Consider the following 21,627-nt stretch of genomic DNA (forward strand, 5'->3'; position numbering starts at 1 on the left):
GGAAGCCGCAGCGTTCGAGTATGATACAATTTCGTGATGCATTAACATTTTTGAAGAAAACCTGTTCATGTTAAATAAAAACAGTATGATGTAATTAATGTAAGTGCGGAAAGAACACATCTTAAGAATGGAAGGAATGAGGATATGGGGAAATTGACGACAACCACTGCAAGAAATGAGCGATCCAATCGCGTATCCGTGTTCGTTACGTTGCTCATGTCCTATCTTGTGGTACTGCTGATCCCGGTCATCGTGTTCTGGGGTCTGTATACCCAAATCGAGCGAATTATGATCGAGAATGCCAACAACTCCAACATGGCACTCATCGAACAGGCCAAGCAGGTCGTGGACAGCCGATTGGATGAAATGCATTTGATTTCCCGGAACATTACTTCACATCCGAGACTGGATGCGCTGTTAAAGGCAGGATCCCCTCAAACCGGAGCGGAGCATTACAATTACTACACCTTCATGCAGGAAATGCAGCGGTACCGAAACAGCAGCAGTTTTATCACCGATTTTTATGTGTATCTTGATGAGAGCGATACGGTTCTCAGCCCAACCTTAAAAACGACGTCCAGCGTCTTGTTCTCCGATATCTACGGATATGAAAGCTTAACCTTTCAACAATACCAAGCGGATATACTGCGCGGCGTTCATTTCAACCGGTATCTGCCCGTAACGGAGGTCGGCAAAGGCCTGAACCAGAAACGAATGCTCACTTATATGCAAACGCTTCCATTTGGCGAGAAAAACAACCCCAAAGGCGCCCTTGTCATGCTGATCGACGAAAGGCAGATTACAGGCTTGCTCGAGGAGATCGTGAAAACCAACAACGGAACGATATCCATTAAGGATGCCAGCGGTCAAGTGATTCTTCGTGCCGGTGAAACCGGAGTATCCAATGTGGGTAAAGCTGAGGATAAGCAGGCCGTCATGACGGTATCGTCCAGATCCGCACGCAGCGGGTGGGAGTACGTGTCGGTCGTGCCGGAAAAAGTGTTTATGGAAAAGGTGAATATGGTCAAACGAATGGCCGCAGGCGTTCTCGGCATCTGCCTGGCCGCCGGAGTTGCCGCTTGCGCGTACATGACGTACCGGGCGTATTATCCCCTGCGCGACATTATCCGCTTTATTCGCCAATCCCATCCGGTCAAGGAGGGGAAGGTACGCAACGAATATGATTTCATCAAATCCACGATGGCCGATTCCTTTGGCAAGCAGACGGAGATGAAGGAGCAATTGTCGAGGCAAACGCCGGTGATCCGGTCCAACTTTTTGCAGCGTTTATTGAAGGGAAACGTGGATGCGGCCGATATGTCGGAGCATGCCCTGGAATTCATGGGGATATCGTTTCCGTTTCCCGGCTTTGCCGTTGCCCTGATCGAGTTGAGGGATGCCAGCGGGTTCATTCATAACGAACGGGAAAGCGAATGGGCCCTGATCCGCTTTGTCACCGGGAAGGTGGCCGAAGAAATTCATCCCTTTACCGCGTATTCCGTGGATCTGGAGAAGAACCAGGTTGCCATGATTCTGAATATGCCGGAACCTCTGCAGGACAAGGCGGGCGAGCTGTACGATTGGGCGGAACAAGTGAAGCTGGTGATCGAACAGCGCTTCAAGTCCGAGATCACGATCGCGATCAGCGATATCCGTTCGGATCTTGGATGTTTGGCAAGCGGATATACCCAAAGCTTGAAGGCGCTGGAATATTCCATTTTTACGGCCTATAAACCGATTTTATTCTACGATGAAATGAAGCAGAAAACGGGGGTGTATTATGATTTTCCCATTGAGACGGAAATCCAGCTCATTAACGCCATGAAAAGCGGGGATACGGATAAGGCTCAGGATATCATTCAAAGTCTGTACCACAACAACTTCAGCGGTCAATCCATCTCGCCCGAGCTCGGCCGACTCATGTTCGCGAACCTGCTCAGCACGATGTTCAAGCTGCTCAATGCCTTAAATTTGAAATACGAGGACGTATTCGGTCAGGCAGGCAAATCGATCGAAGACATTACCGAGGGCAGCACGGTAGAGGAGCTGTACCGGGAAGTGAAATGGATGTTCGGCCAGGTCTGCCTGTACGTAAGAGACCAGAGAGGCGATTCCTCCTCGCAGCTCCTGGATAAGATAAAAAGCTACATCACGGAGCATCACGACGATGCCATGATCAGCCTGGCTTCCATTGCCGAGCAATTCGATATCACGCCGCCCTATCTGTCAGCCTTCTTCAAGAAGAACAGCGGGACCAATCTGACCGATTACCTGGCCAAAATTCGGATCGAGCGCTCCAAGGAAATGATGCGGGATGCCAAAAATACGATTTCGCACATCGCCCGTTCCGTCGGTTATACCAGCGATGTCGGTTTTATCCGGGTATTCAAGAAATACGAAGGGATCACCCCGGGAAAATACAAGGAAACCCTGCATTCCCTATCATCAACCTTAAGAAATGATCATCTCAATTCTTAATCGCTGTATATGGATCCAGAAACTGTACGATATACGTTGAAAGCGCTTCAGCATTAATATTTGAGGCAGGGCCGGCATCAACTCGGCCTGAACATTTCGGATGATCATTCATTAGGAAAAAAGGGAGGCGTCGTGATTTGAAAACAAACCGGAAACGTATGACGAGACTGGCCATCTTCATGCTGATTGTGGCTATGATTGCCGGGTGCAGCGGAAAAGGCTCGGGAGCCGAGGAGCCTGCCGGCGACAAAGGCAAGGAAGGAACGGGCGTTGCCTCAGGCGGAGAAACGGGGTATCCCGGCCAGCTGACCTATTGGGTATCGCTGAATGCCAACGCATCGGCAACGATGCAGGATATGAACGGCATTGCCGCCTATCAGGAAATGGAGAAATTGACAGGGACCAAGGTTAAGTTCCAGCATCCGCCGGCAGGGCAAGAGGCAGACGCCTTCAACATTATGGTCTCGTCGGGCAACTTGCCGGATGTCGTGGAGTATGGCTGGGCCAACGTATCCGGAGGGCCGGATAAAGCGATATCGGACGGTTCGATCATTCGCCTGAATGAGCTGATTGAAGAGCATGCTCCGAACCTATCGAAACTGCTGAACGAACACCCGGAATACAAAAAGCTGATAACGACGGATGGCGGAAACATTTACGTATTCCCGTTCATCCGCGGAGACGAGTATCTGCTGACCTTTAACGGCCTTATCATTCGCCAGGACTGGCTGGATCAGCTCAACCTGCAAGTGCCGGAAACGATTGACGAGTGGTATGAAGTATTAAAAGCGATCAAGACCCAGGATCCCAACGGGAACGGCCAGGCGGATGAAATCCCGCTCCTGCTTGATATGGATATGACGGGCATTAACCATGCATTTGTCGGCGCGTGGGGAATTACGACAGGATTTTATCAGGTGGACGGGAAGGTACAGTACGGCCCCATCCAACCGGAATTCAAATCTTATTTGGAGACGATGAGCAAATGGTATGCCGAAGGCCTGATCGATCAGGATTATGCGGCAACGGACGGGACGCTCAAAGATGCCAAAGTGACCAACAATCAAGTGGGTGCCTTCTCCGGATACATGGGCAGCAGCCTCGGCCGCTATTCCGAACTCATGTTAAAAAGCAATCCGGACGTCAGTCTGGTGGGCGCTCCCAACGTTGTGCTAAAGAAGGGGGACACGCCGCTTCTTGGACAGAAGGATTCGCCGTTCAACGGATTTGGGGCGGCTGTGACGAAAGCGAACAAATTCCCGGCGGAAACGGTGAAATGGCTCGATTACAAATATGGGGAAGAAGGGCACATGCTGTTTAATTTCGGGGTTGAGGGAGTCAGCTACGAGATGAAGGACGGGTACCCGACCTATACCGACGAAGTGATGAAGAATCCAGATGGGCTGTCGATCACCCAGGCGTTGTCGAAATACAACCTGGCCAGTTATTCGGGACCTTTCGTTCAGGATCGCCGTTACGTCGAGCAGTATTCCGCGCTTCCTCAGCAAAAAGCGGCCATTGAGACATGGATGAAGGCGGAGAACGACCGTTTAATGCCGATTATTTCGCCGACGGCAGAAGAGAGCACGCGTTATGCCTCGATCATGAACGATATTAATACGTATTACGAAGAGATGGTCAACAAATTCATTATGGGCGTGGAGCCGATCAGCGGCTTTGATCAATTTGTCCAAACGGTGCAGGGAATGGGCATTGAAGAAGCCCTTCAGATTCAGCAGTCTGCGCTGGACCGTTTTAACAGCCGGTAAGTGTAGAAGCGCATGAAGAGGGAGAAAACGGGCGAGCCGTATCCTTCTTCATGCGGGTTATTTTTCACAGAGGAGGGCATACGGTGCAGCTAAAGGAAGAAACAAAACGCATGACGATACAGAGCAAATCCGAGAGCTTCAGCGCAAGAACAGCGAAGGACTTTCGCCGGAATTCCACGATCTACCTGATGCTGCTGCCGGTTGTGGCGTTTTATGCCGTGTTTCATTACGGACCGTTATACGGCCTGCAGATTGCGTTCAAGAACTTCTCCGCAGGGCTCGGCATCTGGAATAGCCCATGGGTCGGCTTTCAACATTTCAGCGATTTTTTTAACGGATTTTTCTTTGAGCGGGTCGTTTCCAATACCATTATCCTCGGCGCGTACGATCTTATCTTCGTATTTCCCGCCTCCATCGTGCTGGCCTTGATGCTGAACGAGGTGCGACATCGGATCTTTAAGCGGACCGTACAATCCATTACGTATATTCCCCATTTCATTTCCGTTGTCGTTGTAGTCGGGATGCTGGTGGATTTTTTGGCGGTGGACGGCCTGATCAACCATATCATCACCTACTTCGGCGGCAAGCCGATTTCGTTCATGCGGCTGCCGGAATGGTTCCGCACCATCTATACCTCGTCCGCCATCTGGCAGGGGATTGGCTGGGGCTCCATCATTTATCTGGCGGCGATTTCCAATATTGATCCGTCCCTGTATGAGGCGGCGAAAGTGGACGGTGCCGGCCGCTGGAAGCAGATGCTCCAAATTACGCTCCCTGGCATCCTGCCGACCGTGATCATTCTGCTTATCTTGCGGATCGGTTCTTTTATGGCGCTGCAGGATGAGAAGATCCTGATCATGTACAACCCGGTCATCTACGAGACGGCAGACGTGATCGGGACTTATGTCTACCGCAAGGGGATACTGGAAGCAAGCTACAGCTTCAGCGCCGCTGTCGGCATGTTCAATTCTTTGATTAACTTTGCGCTGCTCATTGGAGCCAATTATCTCAGCAAGCGGTTTACCGACACGAAGCTGTGGTAGAGAGGGGGATCTCATGCGAACTACTAGATCGGTCAGTGAAGTCCTGTTTGATTCTGCGAATGTCTTTCTATTGTGTTTGTTATCGATCATAACGTTATATCCATTTCTCTACGTATTGTTTGCTTCGATCAGCACGCCCGCCGAATTCGTTCAGCACCGGGGCATCCTGCTGTGGCCAAAGGGCTTCTCGCTGGACTCCTATCGAATGGTATTCGAGAACCCGAATATCATCCGAAGTTACCTGAATACGATATTTTACGTGGTCGTCGGCACGACGCTGAACATTCTCATGACGGCTCTCGGAGCCTATGGTTTATCCAGGAAAAACGTGATGTGGAAAGGCGCCATCATGATGCTGATCGTGATGACGATGTTTTTTGACGGCGGGCTCATCCCGAAATACCTGCTCGTGAAAAATATGGGTCTGCTTGATACGTACTGGGCATTGATTATTCCAAGCGCCATGACGACATGGAACTTGATTATTATGCGAACGGCATTTCAAGGGGTACCCGATGCGCTCGAGGAATCCGCGCGGATCGACGGAGCCACCGACTGGACCATTCTGTTCCGGATCATCATCCCGTTATCGCTGCCGGTCATTGCGGTCATGGTGCTCTTTTACGGGGTGTGGCATTGGAATAAATGGTTTGATGCCCTCATCTATTTAAGGGACCGGGACTTGTTTCCGCTGCAGTTGATCCTGCGCGAGATTCTGATCCAGAACGATACCAGCAGCATGATGACCTCGGTAGGAGGGGGAGATCGGATGCCGGTTGGCGAAACGATTAAGTATGCGACGATTATGGTGGCGACGCTGCCGATCTTGTTTCTGTATCCGTTCTTGCAGAAATATTTCGTGAAGGGCGTCATGATCGGCGCCATCAAAGAATAGGAGGTATGTGAACCATGTGGGAACAGGCCATTATGGATGCGGTTGAAAAGACCAAGAGGAACGTCGGTTTATTTCCGATGAAATTCCCTCACATCACGGCGGAGAAGCGATACGAGTGGGGAGAAAGCAATGACTGGATTGAAGGATTCTACACCGGAATGATCTGGCTGTGTTATGAATATACGAAGGACCCGCTGTTTAAGGATACGGCAATCGCCCAATTGGAGGATTACAAGGCGCGGCTGGAGGAGAAGCGGCATCTGGATCATCATGATATCGGATTTCTGTACCAGCCCTCCGCATTGGCCGCGTGGATCGTGGATGAACATGAAGAGGGCAAACAGCTGGCCCTAAAAGCAGCCGACCATCTGATGCTGCGCTGGCGGGAAGAAGGCCAGTATATTCAGGCCTGGGGCCGGAAGGGCGACGAGAAGAACGGCGGCCGCATTATCATCGACTGCATGATGAACATACCGCTGCTGTATTGGGCGTATGACCAAACAGGCGACGAACGCTACAAACGCGTGGCCGTCGCGCACGCGGAGAAGAGCCGCCGTTATTTAATGCGAGGGGATGATTCTTCGTACCATACCTTCTACTTCCAGCCGTCGGACGGGAAGCCCATCGGCGGTGGGACGCACCAAGGATATCACGACGGCTCCACCTGGACGCGCGGGCAAGCATGGGCCGTCTACGGATTTGCGCTTTCCTACCGTTATACCCGTGATCCGAAGTATTTGGATACCGCCGTGCGAGCTGCCCGCTATTTTATCGAGCATTTGCCGGAAGACCATGTCGCCTATTGGGATTTTGACGTTCCGATCGAAGCGGGTACGCCTCGCGACAGTTCCGCTTCCGCCATCGCCGCATGCGGGATGCTGGAGATCTTGGAGCACCTGGAAGAGGAAGATGGCAATAAAGGGCTATTGACAGACGCCGTCGAGAAGTCCATGATCTCCCTTGTAAACCGTTATTCCACTATCGGTGAAGCTGCCGAGGAAGGCTTGATCAAGCATGGTTCCTATTATGTCAGAGGCGGGATGGGACCGGACGATTACATGATCTGGGGGGATTATTATTATCTCGAGGCCTTGCTGCGACTGACCAAAGGGATACCTGGCTATTGGTACGAGAGAGGATAGTAGAACCGGATCCGTGAACTATAAAGGGAACGCCGCAATATGTGCGGCGTTCCCTTTTTTGTGTAAAATAGGATAGGATCATTGTTCACAATATACTCATTAGCATTGAGAGAACGTCTTTGTTATGATGGGGAAGATTCAAATTTAAGATAAATGGTTTGGAGGAGATAGGCATGTTGAAACATGTGAAAACTTCGGTTCTGCTGACCTTGGGTCTGCTGCTTGTACTGGTGTTCCCGACAGCAACGTGGGCGCATTCCAAGCTGGAATCCAGTACGCCCGCCGCGGACGCCAAGATCACGGAAAGCGTGATGGAAGTCAATCTGTCATTCAATGAAAATATCGATGAAAATTTAAGCACCCTCAAGGTGAAGAATGCGCAAGGCGAAGCGGTTGAAGTATCGGAAGTCAAGGTTAACCAGAACACTATGGCTGGAACGCTGGCAGGACCGCTTCCATCCGGTTCTTACACGGTGGAATGGAAGATCGTTGGCGGAGATGGACATCCCGTTGACGGAACGTATGCTTTCGAAGTCGATGCACCGGAAGGGGAAGCAGCTCCGGAGACTTCTGCCGACACCGAAGAACCGCCTGCGGATACAGGAAATACACCGGATGAAACAGCAACGGCGGATGATACAGCCGCAGACAACGCAGATCCGTCGACGGATACGAATCAGCAGGCGGAGAATACGCCGGCTAATGACACATCCGAAGGAAACGGGTCGACCGTGTGGATCGTGATTATCGTCATCGTGGCCGTTGTCGCAGGATACTTTGGAATTAAAGCTTCCCGGAAGAGAAAGTAATGTCTTATTATTGGTTAAGCGAGCCGTTTTTATATTTAGCATACGCCATTCTGGCCGGGATCACGGTGTTGTCCCTGGTACCGAAGGCTTATAAGCCGGACATTTCGGTACCGGCCTGGCTCGGCCCAGCGGCGGGGGCAGCCATCATCCTATTCGGCTTTGTGCCGCTGCTGCAAATCATCATGTTTTTCAAGGATGATATCGGATTCTGGCAGTCCTTTAACAGCATCATGTTCAAATTCAGAGAGGGCGAGCGTTATGCCTGGATACTGGTTCTTTCGATCCTATTGGCGGTACTGACCCTGATCGTCCGCCGGAAACCCGGCTCTCCCTTACGCTGGCTTATGCCCGCTGTTCTGTTGGGCATTGCCGTCGCCATGTCTTCGTTCAACCACGCTGCATCCCTGTTCGACGGCGTTGGACAGCTTGCTTTCTTCGGCCATTTCACGGCGATGGCCATATGGACGGGAACGCTGCTGCTTACAGGATGGTTCAGCACGGAACATGATCGCTGGAGTGCGTTTCTCCGATGGTTCCATCCATTAGCCATCGCCTGCGTCATCCTTGTCATCGGATCGGGTCTGTTCCTGATGACAGCCGTGACGCCGGAACCCGTAAACAGCTGGACGCTGTCCTACGGTCAGGCCCTGCTGGTCAAGCATATTCTCATTCTGCCGCTGCTGGTGTTCGCGTTCGTTAACGGTTATCTCGTCAAGCGCAAGCTGCGCAGGGATAGAAGCTATCGACCTGCGGCATGGGCACGAAGCGAGGGAATCCTGATCTGGCTGATTTATATCGTCACCGGCTACATGAACCAGCAGCCGGCGCCGCACGAGGTCGTGGATACATTGGCGTCATACGGCCCTGCAGCAACGTTTGTCTGGTTCCATCCCGGGTTTACGATCGGTGATTTGGCCTTTACGTGGAGCTGGATCGGGATACTCTGCCTGTGCCTTGGGCTTGGTCTCCTCTGGAATGTCGTGAACGTATTTCGCAGGAACCGGGCAGCAGCCGTCGGGCTGTTAAGCGGGTTAGGCGCCGCCATGCTGATTTATTGCGGCTTGATGTTCTCGGTTACCGCCGTTTAATTTGTTTGAAGTGAAAGGTCCTTGCTGTTTAATCAGCAGGGCCTTTTTTTGGTATGGGAGCAATGATAGATGGCTGGATAAAAGTGGTATACTTGGGGTGAAGATCGAACATGGACCAAATCTTGAACTGGGGGGAAATATGATATGGAATAAGTGAAATTTATTCGCTTAGCATCTCCTACGGATGCATCCGTACTGGACCGATTAAACGAGGAGTTTAATGGGGTTAGGATGCCGCTGGAGGAAATTAAATATAGTTTGGAACAAGCGGATGAGATCGTGGCCTTCGCTTATTTAGGTGATGATCCTGTTGGATTTGCCTGCGCCCAATCATTTAAGTCCTTTTGTTACCGGGAGCTTGTCGGCGAGATAACGGAAATGTACATTCAGGAGCGGGCAAGAAGGCGGGTCTGGCAGGAATGCTGCTCGTTCTTCTGGAGGAACAATTGTTCGCGCGCGGGGTGAGGACGGTTAAGGTGCTTACGGGTCATGATAATCACCAAGCCATCGGGGCATATGAGAAATCAGGTTATAAGCGGGAGGATGAAGTGCTTCTTGAGAAAGAGCTGGGGGAATAGGAACGTGATAGCATCCAGGATATCAGATAAGGGTCAGCGAATAATCGTGCATGTACAAAAGCATGATATCCGAGTTATATAAGGATCATCATGCTTTTATTATTAGCTGGAGAATCCGGTCATTTATCCATGATGCTGCGTTTCGGAGCGATATTGCCCCGGCGTGAGTCCCGTGCTTCGCTTGAATACCGAGTTGAAGGAATGCATGTCCTTGTAACCGACCTTTTCGGCGATCATACTGATTTTGTCTGTCGTGGTTCGCAGCAGCTCGCGGCTCATTCGAATGCGTACGGTCTGCAGATAATGATGCCAGCTCTGGCCGGTATATCTGCGGAACAATCGCTGAAGATGGCGTTCGCTGAAGCCGCTGATCTGCGCAAGACGCGTCAGCGTGAGCTCATGCATGTATTGTCCCTCCACGTATTGAAGGACATCATGAAAAGAGGGATGCGAAGGCTCCGAGGTGATAGGCTGCGAATGCTCGATGGCCCGGCTGAACTCAATGATCAGCTGTAGCAGCAGCGTATGCAAATAGACGGCTGAGCCGCTGATTTGCATGGCATATTGTTCATAGAGGGAGACGAACAGCTTCTCGAAACGGTCATGCCGATCCGTAATGGCGCGGTACCCAAGCGTGCCGTCTTCCATCTGTTTCAATAAGGAGGCTGTCCTCGAATCGGAGGCAAAGGCAATCAGTTTCGGCAGAAGTTTAACGGAGAATATGCAATTGTTCACGATGAGCGGCTTCCCGTTGGAAGAGGTAGGCCGAAATACGTGAGGCATTCCGAGCGGTATATAAAACATATGTCCTTTGCGAACCCGCTGCACCGAGTTCTCCATGTGATGGAAGCCTTCTCCCTCAGCGATATACGCAATTTCCAGAAAATCATGGTTATGGTAAGACCCCGTAAAATTCTCCGCGTTACGATTTACATACATCAGGGTGTCGTCCCGGAAAAAATAATCTCCGTAATAGGTTTCCATCGGTCGTTTCATCCTGTTTGCTCCTTTTCATTGATCGAGGATGGATGTCCGTTTTACCACATTAAATTGTCCGTTATCCCCATCATCTTGCTTGTAGGTTCACTTATAATAATAGTTGAAACAGGGACAGAAATGAAAGCGTATATCAAGCCAAGCGGCTAATTCAAACGGATTGTTGAAGCAGCCTTCTTGAAGTGAACGGAGGAATGAGCATGTTCAGCGTAACGGATGTACGATGCGAATATCTTCATCAACCGATAGGTATCGGAGAGCGAAAGCCGCGCATCAGTTGGAGGTTGGCCTCGGACGAAAGAGCCGTCAGCCAAACCGCTTATGAGATTGAGGTTTCCAACGAGAAGGAATTTGCCAAGCCCTGCTGGACATCAGGGAAAACAGCCTCGTCGCAGTCGGTTCACGTGGAATTAACGGGGCTGAGCGTAACATCATGTAAGCGCTATTTCTATCGCGTGCGTGCCTGGAACCAAGCCGGGGAATTGACGGAATGGTCCGACACGGCCTACTGGGAGACAGGAAAACTGGAAGGGGAGCCATGGGTCGGACAATGGATATCTGCACCACGATCCTTGCTGCCTGTTGAAGCCGGTCACCTCCCGCTCCTCCGCAAGAGCTTCAGCTTAAAGTCGCCCATTACGAAAGCAAGAATATATGTTACGGCGCTGGGCCTTTATGAACTTGAGCTTAACGGACAGAGAGTGGGAGACTGTTATTTCACGCCAGGCTGGACGAGTTACGATCATACGATTCAGACGCAGACCTATGACGTAACCGAGATGTTGAAATCTGGCCAAAACGCGATCGGCGCTTGGCTCGGTAACGGTTGGTACAAGGGACAGCTGGGCTGGGAGGATCGGCACGCGATTTATGGAGATCGATTAGCGCTTCTGCTGGAGCTGCATATCACGTATGCTGACGGCAGCGAAGAAGTGATGGCAACCGATTCAAGCTGGCAGTCGGCCAAAGGCCCGATCACCATGTCGGAGCTATACCATGGCGAAACCTATGATGCGCGCCTCGAACTGGACGGCTTCAGTTCGGCAGGTTATAACTCCGTTGATTGGCATGGCGTGGAAACGATCGACCAAGGTTACGACAAGCTGAAGCCCCAGATCAACGAGCCCGTGAGAGCCGTTCAAACGGTGCGGCCCGTGGAATGTCTGACCACGCCCAAAGGTGAAACCGTCATCGACTTCGGGCAGAATTTGGTAGGCTGGGTCCGTTTTAGCGTGTCCGGTGCGGAGGGCACAACGGTGACGCTGCAGCATGCGGAAATCCTGGATGCCGAAGGTAACTTTTATACGGAGAATCTCCGAACCGCTAAACAAACGATTCAATACACGTTAAAAGGCGGCGGAAACGAAATCCATGAACCTCATTTTACGTTCCAAGGCTTCCGATATGTGCGTTTAGACGGTTTCACGGAAGAGCAGCTGGACCTCCGGCATTTTGAAGCGGTCGTGCTCCATTCGGATTTCGAAGAAACCGGAACTTTTCAATGTTCGGATCCCATGGTGAATCAATTGCAGAGCAACATTCGATGGGGACTGAAGGGGAATTTCCTCGATGTGCCCACGGATTGCCCGCAGCGTGACGAGCGGCTTGGCTGGACCGGCGATGCGCAGATGTTCATCGGGACGGCGGCCTATCTTGCCAACGTGGCGCCTTTCTTCACGAAATGGCTGTCGGACCTGGCCGCGGAACAGCGCGATGACGGAGCGGTTCCGTTCGTTGTTCCGCATGTGCTCGGCGATGAAGCCTATGCTTCGGCCGCATGGGGAGATGCAGCGGTCATTTGCCCGTGGACGGTGTACGTCAATTTTGGCGATCGACGGATATTGGAGCGTCAATATGAGAGCATGAAGCGCTGGGTCTCCTACATTCAAGCTCAAGGGGAGCATGAATATCTGTGGAATACCGGCTTCCATTTCGGCGATTGGCTGGGACTGGATGCGAAATCCGGGGACTATGTGGGTGCTACGGAACGGGACTTTATCGCTTCGGCGTTTTATGGTTATTCGGTGGAACTGCTTAGGAAAACCGCGGTCGTATTGGGACGAGAACAAGATGCTGCCCTGTATAACGAGCTTAAAGAAAAGGTTGTCGCTGCATTCCGTAACGAATTCGTGACCCCGTCCGGAAGGCTTGCGGCGTCGACGCAGACCGCGCACGTGCTTGCGCTTATGTTCGGGCTGCTGGATGAGGCGGCGGAAAAACGCGCGGCGGATCGTCTTTATGCATTGCTGGAGGAGAGCCGGTTTCATTTAACGACCGGTTTTGTGGGCACACCTTATATTAATCATGTGTTAAGCCGGCACGGCATGCACGATGCGGCGTATAAGCTGCTGCTGCAGCAGGACTATCCTTCATGGCTGTATCCGGTGACGAAAGGCGCCACGACGATTTGGGAGCATTGGGACGGCATCAAGGAAGACGGCAGCTTCTGGAGCCGTGACATGAATTCATTCAATCATTATGCATACGGAGCCATCGGCGAATGGCTGTATCGTTCGGTTGCCGGCATACAGACCGTGGAGGATGCGCCGGGTTATAAACATATCCGGTTTGCGCCTGTACCGGGTGAAGGCCTGACATGGGCGGAAGGCAAAATCGATACGATGTATGGAACCGTCCGGTCATGCTGGCGGATGGAGGATGATGGCGAGTTTCAGCTGGAAGTGTGCATTCCGCCTAATACGACTGCTGAAATTTGCCTGCCGGGTGTTTTTGACGTTTCAAACGTTAAGGAGGGCAGCACGATCCCTCTAAACGAAGCGAAGGGGATCCATACGGCAGTTGATGGCGAAGCGGGTGTTGTGATTCAAGCGGGCTCGGGGGAGTATACGTTCCGTTATGTATACAACAATCCTAAAGCGAAGTAAGGCATGATAGCAGGAGACCAAAGTTCTTTACCGCGATGGACGCGGTAAGGAACTTTTTTTTCGTATCCAGGCACATTTCTGGGCGAATGCACATACGATACAAAGTGATCTTAAGGAAGCGAGGGGAACTCTGTGGCAGTCATCAAAGCGAATTCGAATGATGTGGATCTTCTGGCAAGATTGATCCGCGCAGAGGCAGAAGGCGAAGGTGAGCAGGGCATGCTCATGGTAGGGAATGTCGGGGTGAACCGGATACTGGGTAACTGCCTGGATTTTCGAAACATCCGCAACATGAACGATATGGTATTTCAGAGCCCGGGTGGTTTTGAAGCAACACAGAAAGGCTATTTTTATCAACGGGCCAGGGATCGGGATCGTCAGCTAGCCCAAAGGGTCATTAATGGGGAACGCATATGGCCGGCTAGCAACGCGCTATGGTTTTTCCGCCCGGCAGGGGATTGCCCGGCAACCTGGTACAATCAGCAGAACACAGGCCGATTCAAGGCACACTGCTTCTTCACCCCGACATATGCCGATTGCCCGTCCGTTTTTTGATTCATGTTATAAAACCGCTTAGGCGGGAGTTATAAATTAAAGGAGGAAATTACTTATGTACAATCAAGGTGTGCCGCCTGTGAACTTCATGAATGGAGTCCGTTATCCGGGAGTGCCAAACCGCGGGACCGCTGGTTATACGGCAAACGTTCCACCGCAGGTGCCCAGCGGAAGCCCAATGACGCCGGGAGGCACCGTTGTTCCGGCACCGCCGCAATTCGAACAATCTTACGTGGAGAATATCCTTCGATTGAACCTTGGGAAGCAGGCAACGTTTTACATGACGTATGAAAACAATTCGCAATGGAATGCCAAGGTGTTCACGGGCATTATCGAAGCCGCCGGTCGCGATCATATCGTCATCAGCGAACGGACGACAGGGCGCCGGATCATCCTGCTGATGGTGAACCTGGACTATGTCGTGTTTGACGAGCCGCTCAATTACCAATATCCGGGCGTGATCGGCAATCCGCCACCAACGGCAAGATAAATCTATTTTTGCGAATGCCCCAATAACCTTCGTTTACACCGATGTGAAACGGAGGTTATTTCTTTTGGACTTTGGCAGCATATTCAACGGCATGCGTTTTTTTAACGCCACTGAGTACGGCCGCATCGTTTTATTTTAACATTATGAATGTTTATTCATAGAATCGTTCAATTCATCGGAAAACGAGTGTTAACGGCTGAGAATCAAATTAAAGCTCATAACAACGATGATTAATGTCATAAGACAACGTTTGACTGTGTATCGTAGTACTATATAATTACTTATATAGCTTGAATAAGTCGGAATAAGACAAGGAGATGAGACCATTGGGAAGTTGATGCGTAGTCCGAACACGCTGTTATGCTTGATGGCACCACACATTTTTAATAACCGAAGGAGGTGTTCCTATTCGTCATAGCATGCTGTATGGCGGGTAGGAGATCGATTGAGTGACCCCTTACCGAGTTTGATAAGTTTAACCTTGGTATTGATTCTCGTCCTATTAAACGGATTTTTTGTATCGGCTGAATTGGCTTTTGTTAAAGTGAAGAGGAGCCGTATTGACGCTTTGGTTGAAGAAGGACATAGACGTGCACAATTTGCGCAGAACATACTGAAGAACCTGGACGGATATATATCCGCTTGCCAGTTTGGCATTACCATCGTGTCCATCGGCCTTGGCTGGATCGGCGAGAGAACGATTTCCGCCATGATTACGCCTTGGTTCAACGGAATAGGATGGAGCAACACAGCCGTTCATGCGGTGTCCTTGGTATTAGCCTTCATCTTGATCGCACTCATGCATATCGTATTCGGTGCATTAGCGCCTAAGACGGTGGCCGTACGCAAGGCGGAACAAATCACGCTGCTGTCCGCAGGCCCGCTGCGGGTATTTTACACCATCATGTTCCCGTTTATCTGGTTTGCCAATGGGCTTTCCAATAACGTTCTTCGCATATTCCGGATGAAGCCGGTGGTTGAACGCAATGTTCATACCGAGGAAGAACTGCGGGATATGATGAAAGAGAGCAGCGAGAGCGGTTTGATGGATAGCACGGAAATGACACTGGTAGACAACATTTTTGAATTTGCCGATACGACGGCAAGGGAGATCATGATCCCCCGTACAGAAATGATCTGCTTATACAACAATCTTTCATTGGAAGAAAATCTGAAGATTGCAAGCGAGGGCATGCGAACCCGTTATCCGATCTGCGACGAAGACAAGGATCATATCATTGGCTTTATTCACATTAAAGATCTGATGCGTGGCTTCGTTGGCGACCAGCTTTCCCTGATTCGCCCGATCATTGCTGTTCCTGAGTCAATCAAGATCAGCGAACTGCTGCGAAGAATGCAGCGGAGCAAGACGCAAATCGCCATTCTTATCGATGAATACGGCGGGACCTCGGGACTAGTGACCCTGGAGGATATTATGGAAGAAATCGTCGGTGAAATTCAAGACGAGTTTGACGAAGAGCGTCCAGGCATTGAAAAGGTGGGGGAGGATGAATACTCCATTGATGGATTGATGCTGATCGATGAAATCAATGACCAATTTGGTCTGAATGTGGATACAGAAGATTACGATACCATCGGTGGATGGCTGTCTGCGCGCCTTGAGGTGCTGCTTCCGCACAAAGGCCAGTCTGTTATATACGAAGACTGTCGCTTTGTGATCGAGGAGACGGAGAATAAACGCATCTCCCGGATACGCCTGATCAGGCAAGAGCAGCAGCTGATACAGGAAGAAGCGGGCGCGTAAACTGGATATTAGAAGAAGCGGCGACATTTTATGTCGCTGCTTCTTTTTATTTGCAGAAAAGTTTCAAAAATTATATCAAACCGTGAAAAATTAGAAACTTTTGCGCTTACACGACGTGTTAAAATATGGATGTTCCTATCATATTGAAAGAAAGGTGATATTATGTCGAAAGTACGAAGTCCAAAACGTATAGCTTCAGCACTTGCAGTCAGTGTTTTATTAAGTTTATCCTTGGCAGGAGGGGCTTACGCGGACTCCGCTGCAGACATTGCACCCGGTGCTTTGACGACTCCGCCTCCGGTTGAAATGAATTTGAATTCTTCCATCAGCCTCTTAGCGAATAAATATTTGATCAATTACTATTCTACGATTAGCAAGGCAAGCGGTACCCAAGTGAGCATCAACGGATTTACCGGCGCTGGACAAGCCGTAGACAGCATCGGCATTAATTATGTTCTACAGCGCTGGACAGGGTCGGCTTGGGTGGATGCTGGCAGTGCATATGAAAACGGAGCCAACAAGCTTTCGCTTAGCGGCACCAAAAATTTCAACGTTCAGACAGGCTACTATTACCGTGGCAAAACCATTCATTGGATTAATGAGAACGGTACATATGAGGAAGGCACTTATTATACGAACTCGATATTAGTAGAACAGTAATTTCAATAGGTTATAACAAAGAAGGACACTTTATGCAAGTGTCCTTCTTTGTGTGTGCAGGCATGGTTTTAGTGTATGCTGTTGGCGATTTTAATGAATTCTTCTCGAGAAAACAATCCGCTAATATTCACCAATATTTTGTCATTGTCATGCAAAAAGCGGAGGTTGGTTTCAGTCAGGTAGGCTACGGCTCCGGATTTCAGCTTCAGCGTCTCGGTAACCTTTCCTCCAAGGCCGATGGACCGTTCTGCCGTCATGTCGATTAAATCGATGTAGAATACCTTTTCATCCGCATTCTTGTAGTGAAGATGAAGATCCAGGATCGGCGCGCTCTCGCTTTCCGCGATTCCCGTCGCCTCATAGAACTCAAAGCCAGGCGGAATATAGCCGATTTCAGGGATCTTGAATAATACGCGCTTTTGCGATTCGATTAAGGATTCGTTAGAATCCGTAAAGGGAACGTCTTCGGTTTCCACCAATTCAGCGGGCGGTACTTGGTCGGCGTTATCTGGGACAGGGCTTATATCCGGCGGAGGCGCAGTGAGGGCCTTGCTGGGATCGACGGGCTCTTTCTTGCCGAATATCTGGCCCGTTATGCCATTGCCCCAATCCACGATTTGCTGATAGATCGGCGATACGGCCTGCGTGACGGTAGGCTGGGAGAACACGAATGCCCCGAATGCCATGGAAGCTGCAATAATACCGGCCAACTGAAATCTGCGGCTTCGCTGTTTCCGATTGTTAAGTTTCTCGACCTGCAGCTTGACTTGCTGCCAGGATTGTCGCTTGGATTCGTTGTCCGTAGGGAGTGAGGAAAGTGAAGCTGCACGATCAAAGGCTTCATCAAAGGCCTCATCAAACCAATCATCGTATTTTTCGTTGCTCATCCAATTCACCCCACTCTCTATACAGCATTTTCTTAACGGATTCCCTGGCCCGGAACAAACGCTGCTTCACGATCTCTTCGCGAGTATTCAGCAGCTCCGCGATTTCCCTGTAGGTCAGGCTGTGCTTCCAACGATACTCAATCAATAGCTTGTATTCAGGCTTCAATTGGTCGAGGTACTGCCCGATCGATTCCTCCAGCAAATTCGATTCCACCTGGTGTTCGACGTTCGTGGAAGAAACTACCACGTCCTCTTCATTAATAAAAACACTATCGACATCCACTTGGTTACGGTATTTTTTATTTTTTCTTAAATAATTCATGGTTGAGTTTTTCGCGACGACACGGAGCCAGCCCCGCATCTTGCTTTCCGTTTCGAACTTCGGCTTGCTTGTGATCACTTTGATAAAGGACTCCTGAATGATATCCTCAACAGCAGCATGATCCCGTACGACATACAGTATTTGCCCATAAACGAGGTCATAAAATTCATAATAGATTTCTTCCTGAATAGGTTCGCTCAGATCAGCGAAATCTGCTGCAAGGAGGAGCTGTAATCGGTTGGACACGCGATAATCCCCTCTCTGGTGTAACCATCCTATTTCTCTCATCATTTTACAACATATCGGGTAAAAAAGCCCTACAAATTCTAGTAACAGCCGACTCTGGAGACCGTAGGCATCCCGGCTTATCCTATGGAATTCATGGTATGGGGCCCGCTTTTTCGCCTCTATTATCGGCAAGTCAATGAGCTGCGCCCATCTCTTCATCATATGCTCGGCCATCAATGGGTATTAATCGAATCTGGGATTGACCCGGCAAGAGAAAGGGCGGGGATGGACCAGATAAAAACAGGACAGCCTCTATCAGGCTGCCCTGTTGAACGTTCTTAAACGCATGCTGAGTTGCTAGTCATGCTGTAACGGCAAATATGGCGATTATGCCCAGTTACCATCGATGAAGACCGGCTCTTCCTTGCCATCATGCGTGATTCCCGTAATCTGAAGGTCCTTGGAGCCCATCATGAAGTCGACGTGGGTAATGCTGGTGTTCAGGCCGCTTGCCTGGAGCTGTTCGGACGTCATGGTCTTGCCGCCTTCAAGGTTGAAGGCATATGCGCTCCCGATGGCCAGGTGACAGGATGCATTTTCATCAAATAGCGTGTTGTAATACAGGATGCCGCTTTCCGAGATCGGGGAGCGGTGGGGGACAAGAGCCACCTCGCCCAGATAATGCGACCCTTCGTCCATGGAGATCAGTCGGGTTAAAGTATCCTGGCCTTGTTCGGCGGAAAAATCGACGATGCGCCCGTTCTCGAACGTAATCGAGAAATTGTCGATGATGTTGCCACCGTAACTCAAAGGCTTCGTGCTGCGTACGGTGCCGTTGACGCCGGTTTTGAGAGGAGCGGTGAATACTTCCTCCGTCGGGATGTTGGCAACGAAGCGCTCGCCTTTTTCGTTGTGGCTGCCCGCCTGGGCCCATATATGACCCTCCGGCAGCTCGATTGTCAGATCCGTTCCAGGTGAAGTGAACCGGAGCTTGTGATATTTCTTGGCATTGAGTTCATCCGATTTGCGTTGAAGGGTATGGATATGCTCTTCCCACGCCCCAATAGGATCTTCCAGGTCCGCGCGAACCGCGTGGAAAATCGCGTCCCACATTTTGTCCACCTGCTGGCCTGCAGGAACGTCAGGAAACACCTTGGAAGCCCAATCGGGGGAAGCGTACGCTATGCCGGTCCAGCTCATTTTGTCGGCCTGCTGGTATTGCCGGTATTTCGACATGGCTGCGCCATATGTACGTTGATAATTGGATATACGCTCGGGATCGACTCCTTTTAACAGGTCGGGGTTCGAGGAGAGGATCGTCAAGAAAGCGGCTCCTTGTTCGGCAAGTTCGGTTACTTCCTCTGCGTAATAAGTCGGCGGTTCCAAAAAAACTTCGTCGGGCGCCAGATCGTACCGAATCCGATTCACGATCTCGTCACTGTAATTCACTTTCACTTGCTTGGCACCCGTTTCGTAGGCTTTCTTCACGATCAGACGCACCAGCGGCGCCGCATCAATCATGGCGTTAACCACCAGCGTTTGTCCCGGCTGCACGTTGGCGCCGACCTTAACTGCTAGCTCCGCATAGCGTTCCAATTTTTGTTCAAAGCTGGACATGACAGACCCTCCATTTCTTATATGCTGCCTCATAGCAACTTCAAGCGTTGTTTAGATTATCGCACAATTTTTAAGTTTGTAAATCAACCTCGGGTCAATTAAAGTCCGAAAAAGTTAAAAGAAAGCAGCTACTTCGCGAGAAATAGCTGCTTTATGCTGCATCTTATTCTTAAAATGCCCAGTTTCCTTTCAGGAATACGGGTTCTTCCTTGCCATCTGCCGTAACGCCGTAAATATCCATGTCGCCGGAGCCGATCATGAAGTCGACATGGGTTACGCTCGTATTGAGGCCGTTCTGAATCAGCTGCTCCTGATTCATGTCCTTGCCGCCCTCGAGACAGAAAGCATAAGCGCTGCCGAGCGCCAGGTGGTTGGAGGCATTCTCGTCAAACAACGTGTTGTAATACAGGATGTTCGACTCCGAGATCGGGGATTGATGCGGCACAAGCGCCACTTCACCAAGGTAACGTGCACCTTCATCCATGTTCAGGAGACGCTCCAAAGTCTCATACCCTTGCTCCGCCGTGAAGCTGACCACCTTGCCTTCTGCAAAAGTAAGGGAGAAGTTGTTTATGATGTTACCGGCATAACTTAATGGCTTCGTACTATGTACGGTGCCATTGACGCCTGTTTTGAGCGGAGCGGTAAAGACTTCCTCAGTCGGCATGTTAGCCACGAAGGAGTGTCCTCGTTCGTTGATGCTGTCGCCTTGTGCCCAAATGTGCCCTTCCGGCAGCTCGATGGTAAGATCGGTTCCCGGCGCAACATAGTGGAGCTTCTTGTATTTCTTGGCGTTCAGCACGGAGGATTTGGCTTCAAGCACTTCGAGATGTTGGTTCCAGGCCTCTACCGGGTTCTCCTGGTCCACACGTACGGTGTGGAAAATCGCATCCCACAATTTGCCGACCTGCTCGGATTCCGGAACATCCGGGAATACCTTCGCGGCCCACGCAGCCGAAGGAACTGCGACCAGGCACCAGCTAAACTTATCGGACTGCTGATAGGCACGGTATTGCTTCAATGCTTCGCCGCGCGCCTTGTAGAAGTTTCCGATGCGCTCAGAATCGATGCCGCTGAGCAGATCGGGGTTCTCGGCCAGCACGTGCAGAACGGCTGCCCCGTTCTCGACCAGCTCCGTCATTTCTCCGGCATACCATTTTGGCGCTTCGGTAAACACGTCATCCGCTGCTTTTTCGAATTGAAGCTTTGTTATCGTTTCGTCGGTCCACAGGATCTTAACGAGGCGGGCCCCCGCTTCGTATGCCTTCTTAGCGATCAAGCGGGTAAACTCGGCGGAATCGACAGGAGCATGGACCACCAGCGTTTGCCCTTCCTGTATGTTGACTCCAACCTTTACGGCCAACTCGGCATATTTGTCCAGGTATGTATTGAAATCGGACATTTGGAACCCTCCAATGCA

18 protein-coding genes are annotated in these 21,627 nt (G+C 50.6%); 13 read left to right on the forward strand and 5 right to left on the reverse strand.

Translation table 11 applies throughout. The features are described 5' to 3' along the window. Positions 1 to 144 precede the first annotated feature (144 nt). The 8 genes from GYMC10_RS12310 (at position 145) to GYMC10_RS33205 (ending at position 9,802) form a co-directional block, all read left to right on the forward strand. A complete protein-coding gene (locus GYMC10_RS12310; RefSeq protein ID WP_015734748.1) occupies positions 145 to 2,478 on the forward strand; it encodes an AraC family transcriptional regulator in 2,334 nt (777 codons plus the stop codon). Between the two features lie 137 nt (positions 2,479 to 2,615). Beyond that, a complete protein-coding gene (locus GYMC10_RS12315; protein ID WP_015734749.1) occupies positions 2,616 to 4,247 on the forward strand; it encodes an extracellular solute-binding protein in 1,632 nt (543 codons plus the stop codon). An 83-nt stretch (positions 4,248 to 4,330) separates the two neighbouring features. Beyond that, on the forward strand, positions 4,331 to 5,290 hold the full coding sequence (locus tag GYMC10_RS12320; RefSeq protein ID WP_015734750.1) for an ABC transporter permease: 960 nt from the start codon (positions 4,331 to 4,333) through the stop codon (positions 5,288 to 5,290). A gap of 13 nt (positions 5,291 to 5,303) precedes the next feature. Continuing rightward, positions 5,304 to 6,185, forward strand: coding sequence for a carbohydrate ABC transporter permease (locus GYMC10_RS12325; RefSeq protein WP_015734751.1), 882 nt, complete (start codon positions 5,304 to 5,306; stop codon positions 6,183 to 6,185). A 14-nt stretch (positions 6,186 to 6,199) separates the two neighbouring features. Next, positions 6,200 to 7,327, forward strand: coding sequence for a glycoside hydrolase family 88 protein (locus tag GYMC10_RS12330; protein ID WP_015734752.1), 1,128 nt, complete (start codon positions 6,200 to 6,202; stop codon positions 7,325 to 7,327). A gap of 173 nt (positions 7,328 to 7,500) precedes the next feature. Next, entirely contained in the window at positions 7,501 to 8,136 is a 636-nt protein-coding gene (locus GYMC10_RS12335) for a copper resistance protein CopC (protein ID WP_015734753.1), read from the forward strand. Beyond that, the gene (locus GYMC10_RS12340) at positions 8,136 to 9,224 is read left to right on the forward strand and encodes a copper resistance D family protein (protein WP_015734754.1); all 1,089 of its coding nucleotides are present in this window, start codon (positions 8,136 to 8,138) and stop codon (positions 9,222 to 9,224) included. Before GYMC10_RS12335 ends, GYMC10_RS12340 begins: the two co-directional genes overlap by 1 nt. A 419-nt stretch (positions 9,225 to 9,643) precedes the next feature. Beyond that, on the forward strand, positions 9,644 to 9,802 hold the full coding sequence (locus GYMC10_RS33205; RefSeq protein ID WP_315971969.1) for a hypothetical protein: 159 nt from the start codon (positions 9,644 to 9,646) through the stop codon (positions 9,800 to 9,802). A gap of 123 nt (positions 9,803 to 9,925) precedes the next feature. On the opposite strand, the gene GYMC10_RS12350 is transcribed toward GYMC10_RS33205, so the two are convergent. Further along, positions 9,926 to 10,798, reverse strand: a complete 873-nt coding sequence (locus GYMC10_RS12350; protein WP_015734755.1) for an AraC family transcriptional regulator — start codon at positions 10,796 to 10,798, stop codon at positions 9,926 to 9,928. Between the two features lie 200 nt (positions 10,799 to 10,998). Between GYMC10_RS12350 and GYMC10_RS12355 the strand changes: the two genes are divergently transcribed. The 5 genes from GYMC10_RS12355 to GYMC10_RS12375 all read left to right on the forward strand — a co-directional run bounded on the left by GYMC10_RS12355 (position 10,999) and on the right by GYMC10_RS12375 (position 17,153). Then, positions 10,999 to 13,683 carry a glycoside hydrolase family 78 protein gene (locus GYMC10_RS12355; protein ID WP_015734756.1) on the forward strand — a complete coding sequence of 895 codons (2,685 nt, stop codon included), beginning with the start codon at positions 10,999 to 11,001 and terminating at the stop codon, positions 13,681 to 13,683. A 132-nt stretch (positions 13,684 to 13,815) separates the two neighbouring features. Further along, positions 13,816 to 14,238, forward strand: coding sequence for a cell wall hydrolase (locus tag GYMC10_RS12360; protein WP_009589484.1), 423 nt, complete (start codon positions 13,816 to 13,818; stop codon positions 14,236 to 14,238). A gap of 88 nt (positions 14,239 to 14,326) precedes the next feature. Then, positions 14,327 to 14,728 (forward strand): spore coat protein GerQ, encoded by a 402-nt coding sequence (gene gerQ / locus GYMC10_RS12365; RefSeq protein WP_374705876.1) that lies wholly within the window; start codon positions 14,327 to 14,329, stop codon positions 14,726 to 14,728. Positions 14,729 to 15,173: 445 nt separating this feature from the next. Next, a complete protein-coding gene (locus tag GYMC10_RS12370; protein ID WP_015734757.1) occupies positions 15,174 to 16,493 on the forward strand; it encodes a hemolysin family protein in 1,320 nt (439 codons plus the stop codon). A gap of 162 nt (positions 16,494 to 16,655) precedes the next feature. After that, positions 16,656 to 17,153, forward strand: coding sequence for a hypothetical protein (locus GYMC10_RS12375; RefSeq protein WP_015734758.1), 498 nt, complete (start codon positions 16,656 to 16,658; stop codon positions 17,151 to 17,153). 68 nt (positions 17,154 to 17,221) lie between these two features. Here GYMC10_RS12375 and GYMC10_RS12380 read toward each other — a convergent pair whose 3' ends face one another. The 4 genes from GYMC10_RS12380 to GYMC10_RS12395 form a co-directional block, all read right to left on the reverse strand. Then, positions 17,222 to 18,040 carry a DUF4367 domain-containing protein gene (locus tag GYMC10_RS12380; RefSeq protein WP_041621975.1) on the reverse strand — a complete coding sequence of 273 codons (819 nt, stop codon included), beginning with the start codon at positions 18,038 to 18,040 and terminating at the stop codon, positions 17,222 to 17,224. Beyond that, positions 18,018 to 18,608, reverse strand: a complete 591-nt coding sequence (locus tag GYMC10_RS12385) for an RNA polymerase sigma factor (RefSeq protein ID WP_036665307.1) — start codon at positions 18,606 to 18,608, stop codon at positions 18,018 to 18,020. Before GYMC10_RS12385 ends, GYMC10_RS12380 begins: the two co-directional genes overlap by 23 nt. Positions 18,609 to 18,977: 369 nt before the next feature. Then, positions 18,978 to 20,207 carry an aminopeptidase gene (locus tag GYMC10_RS12390; protein ID WP_015734761.1) on the reverse strand — a complete coding sequence of 410 codons (1,230 nt, stop codon included), beginning with the start codon at positions 20,205 to 20,207 and terminating at the stop codon, positions 18,978 to 18,980. A 169-nt stretch (positions 20,208 to 20,376) separates the two neighbouring features. Continuing rightward, positions 20,377 to 21,609 carry an aminopeptidase gene (locus tag GYMC10_RS12395; protein ID WP_015734762.1) on the reverse strand — a complete coding sequence of 411 codons (1,233 nt, stop codon included), beginning with the start codon at positions 21,607 to 21,609 and terminating at the stop codon, positions 20,377 to 20,379. Positions 21,610 to 21,627 lie beyond the last annotated feature (18 nt).

This window comes from Paenibacillus sp. Y412MC10 (assembly GCF_000024685.1).
GTDB classification, from domain to species: domain Bacteria; phylum Bacillota; class Bacilli; order Paenibacillales; family Paenibacillaceae; genus Paenibacillus_AQ; species Paenibacillus_AQ lautus_A.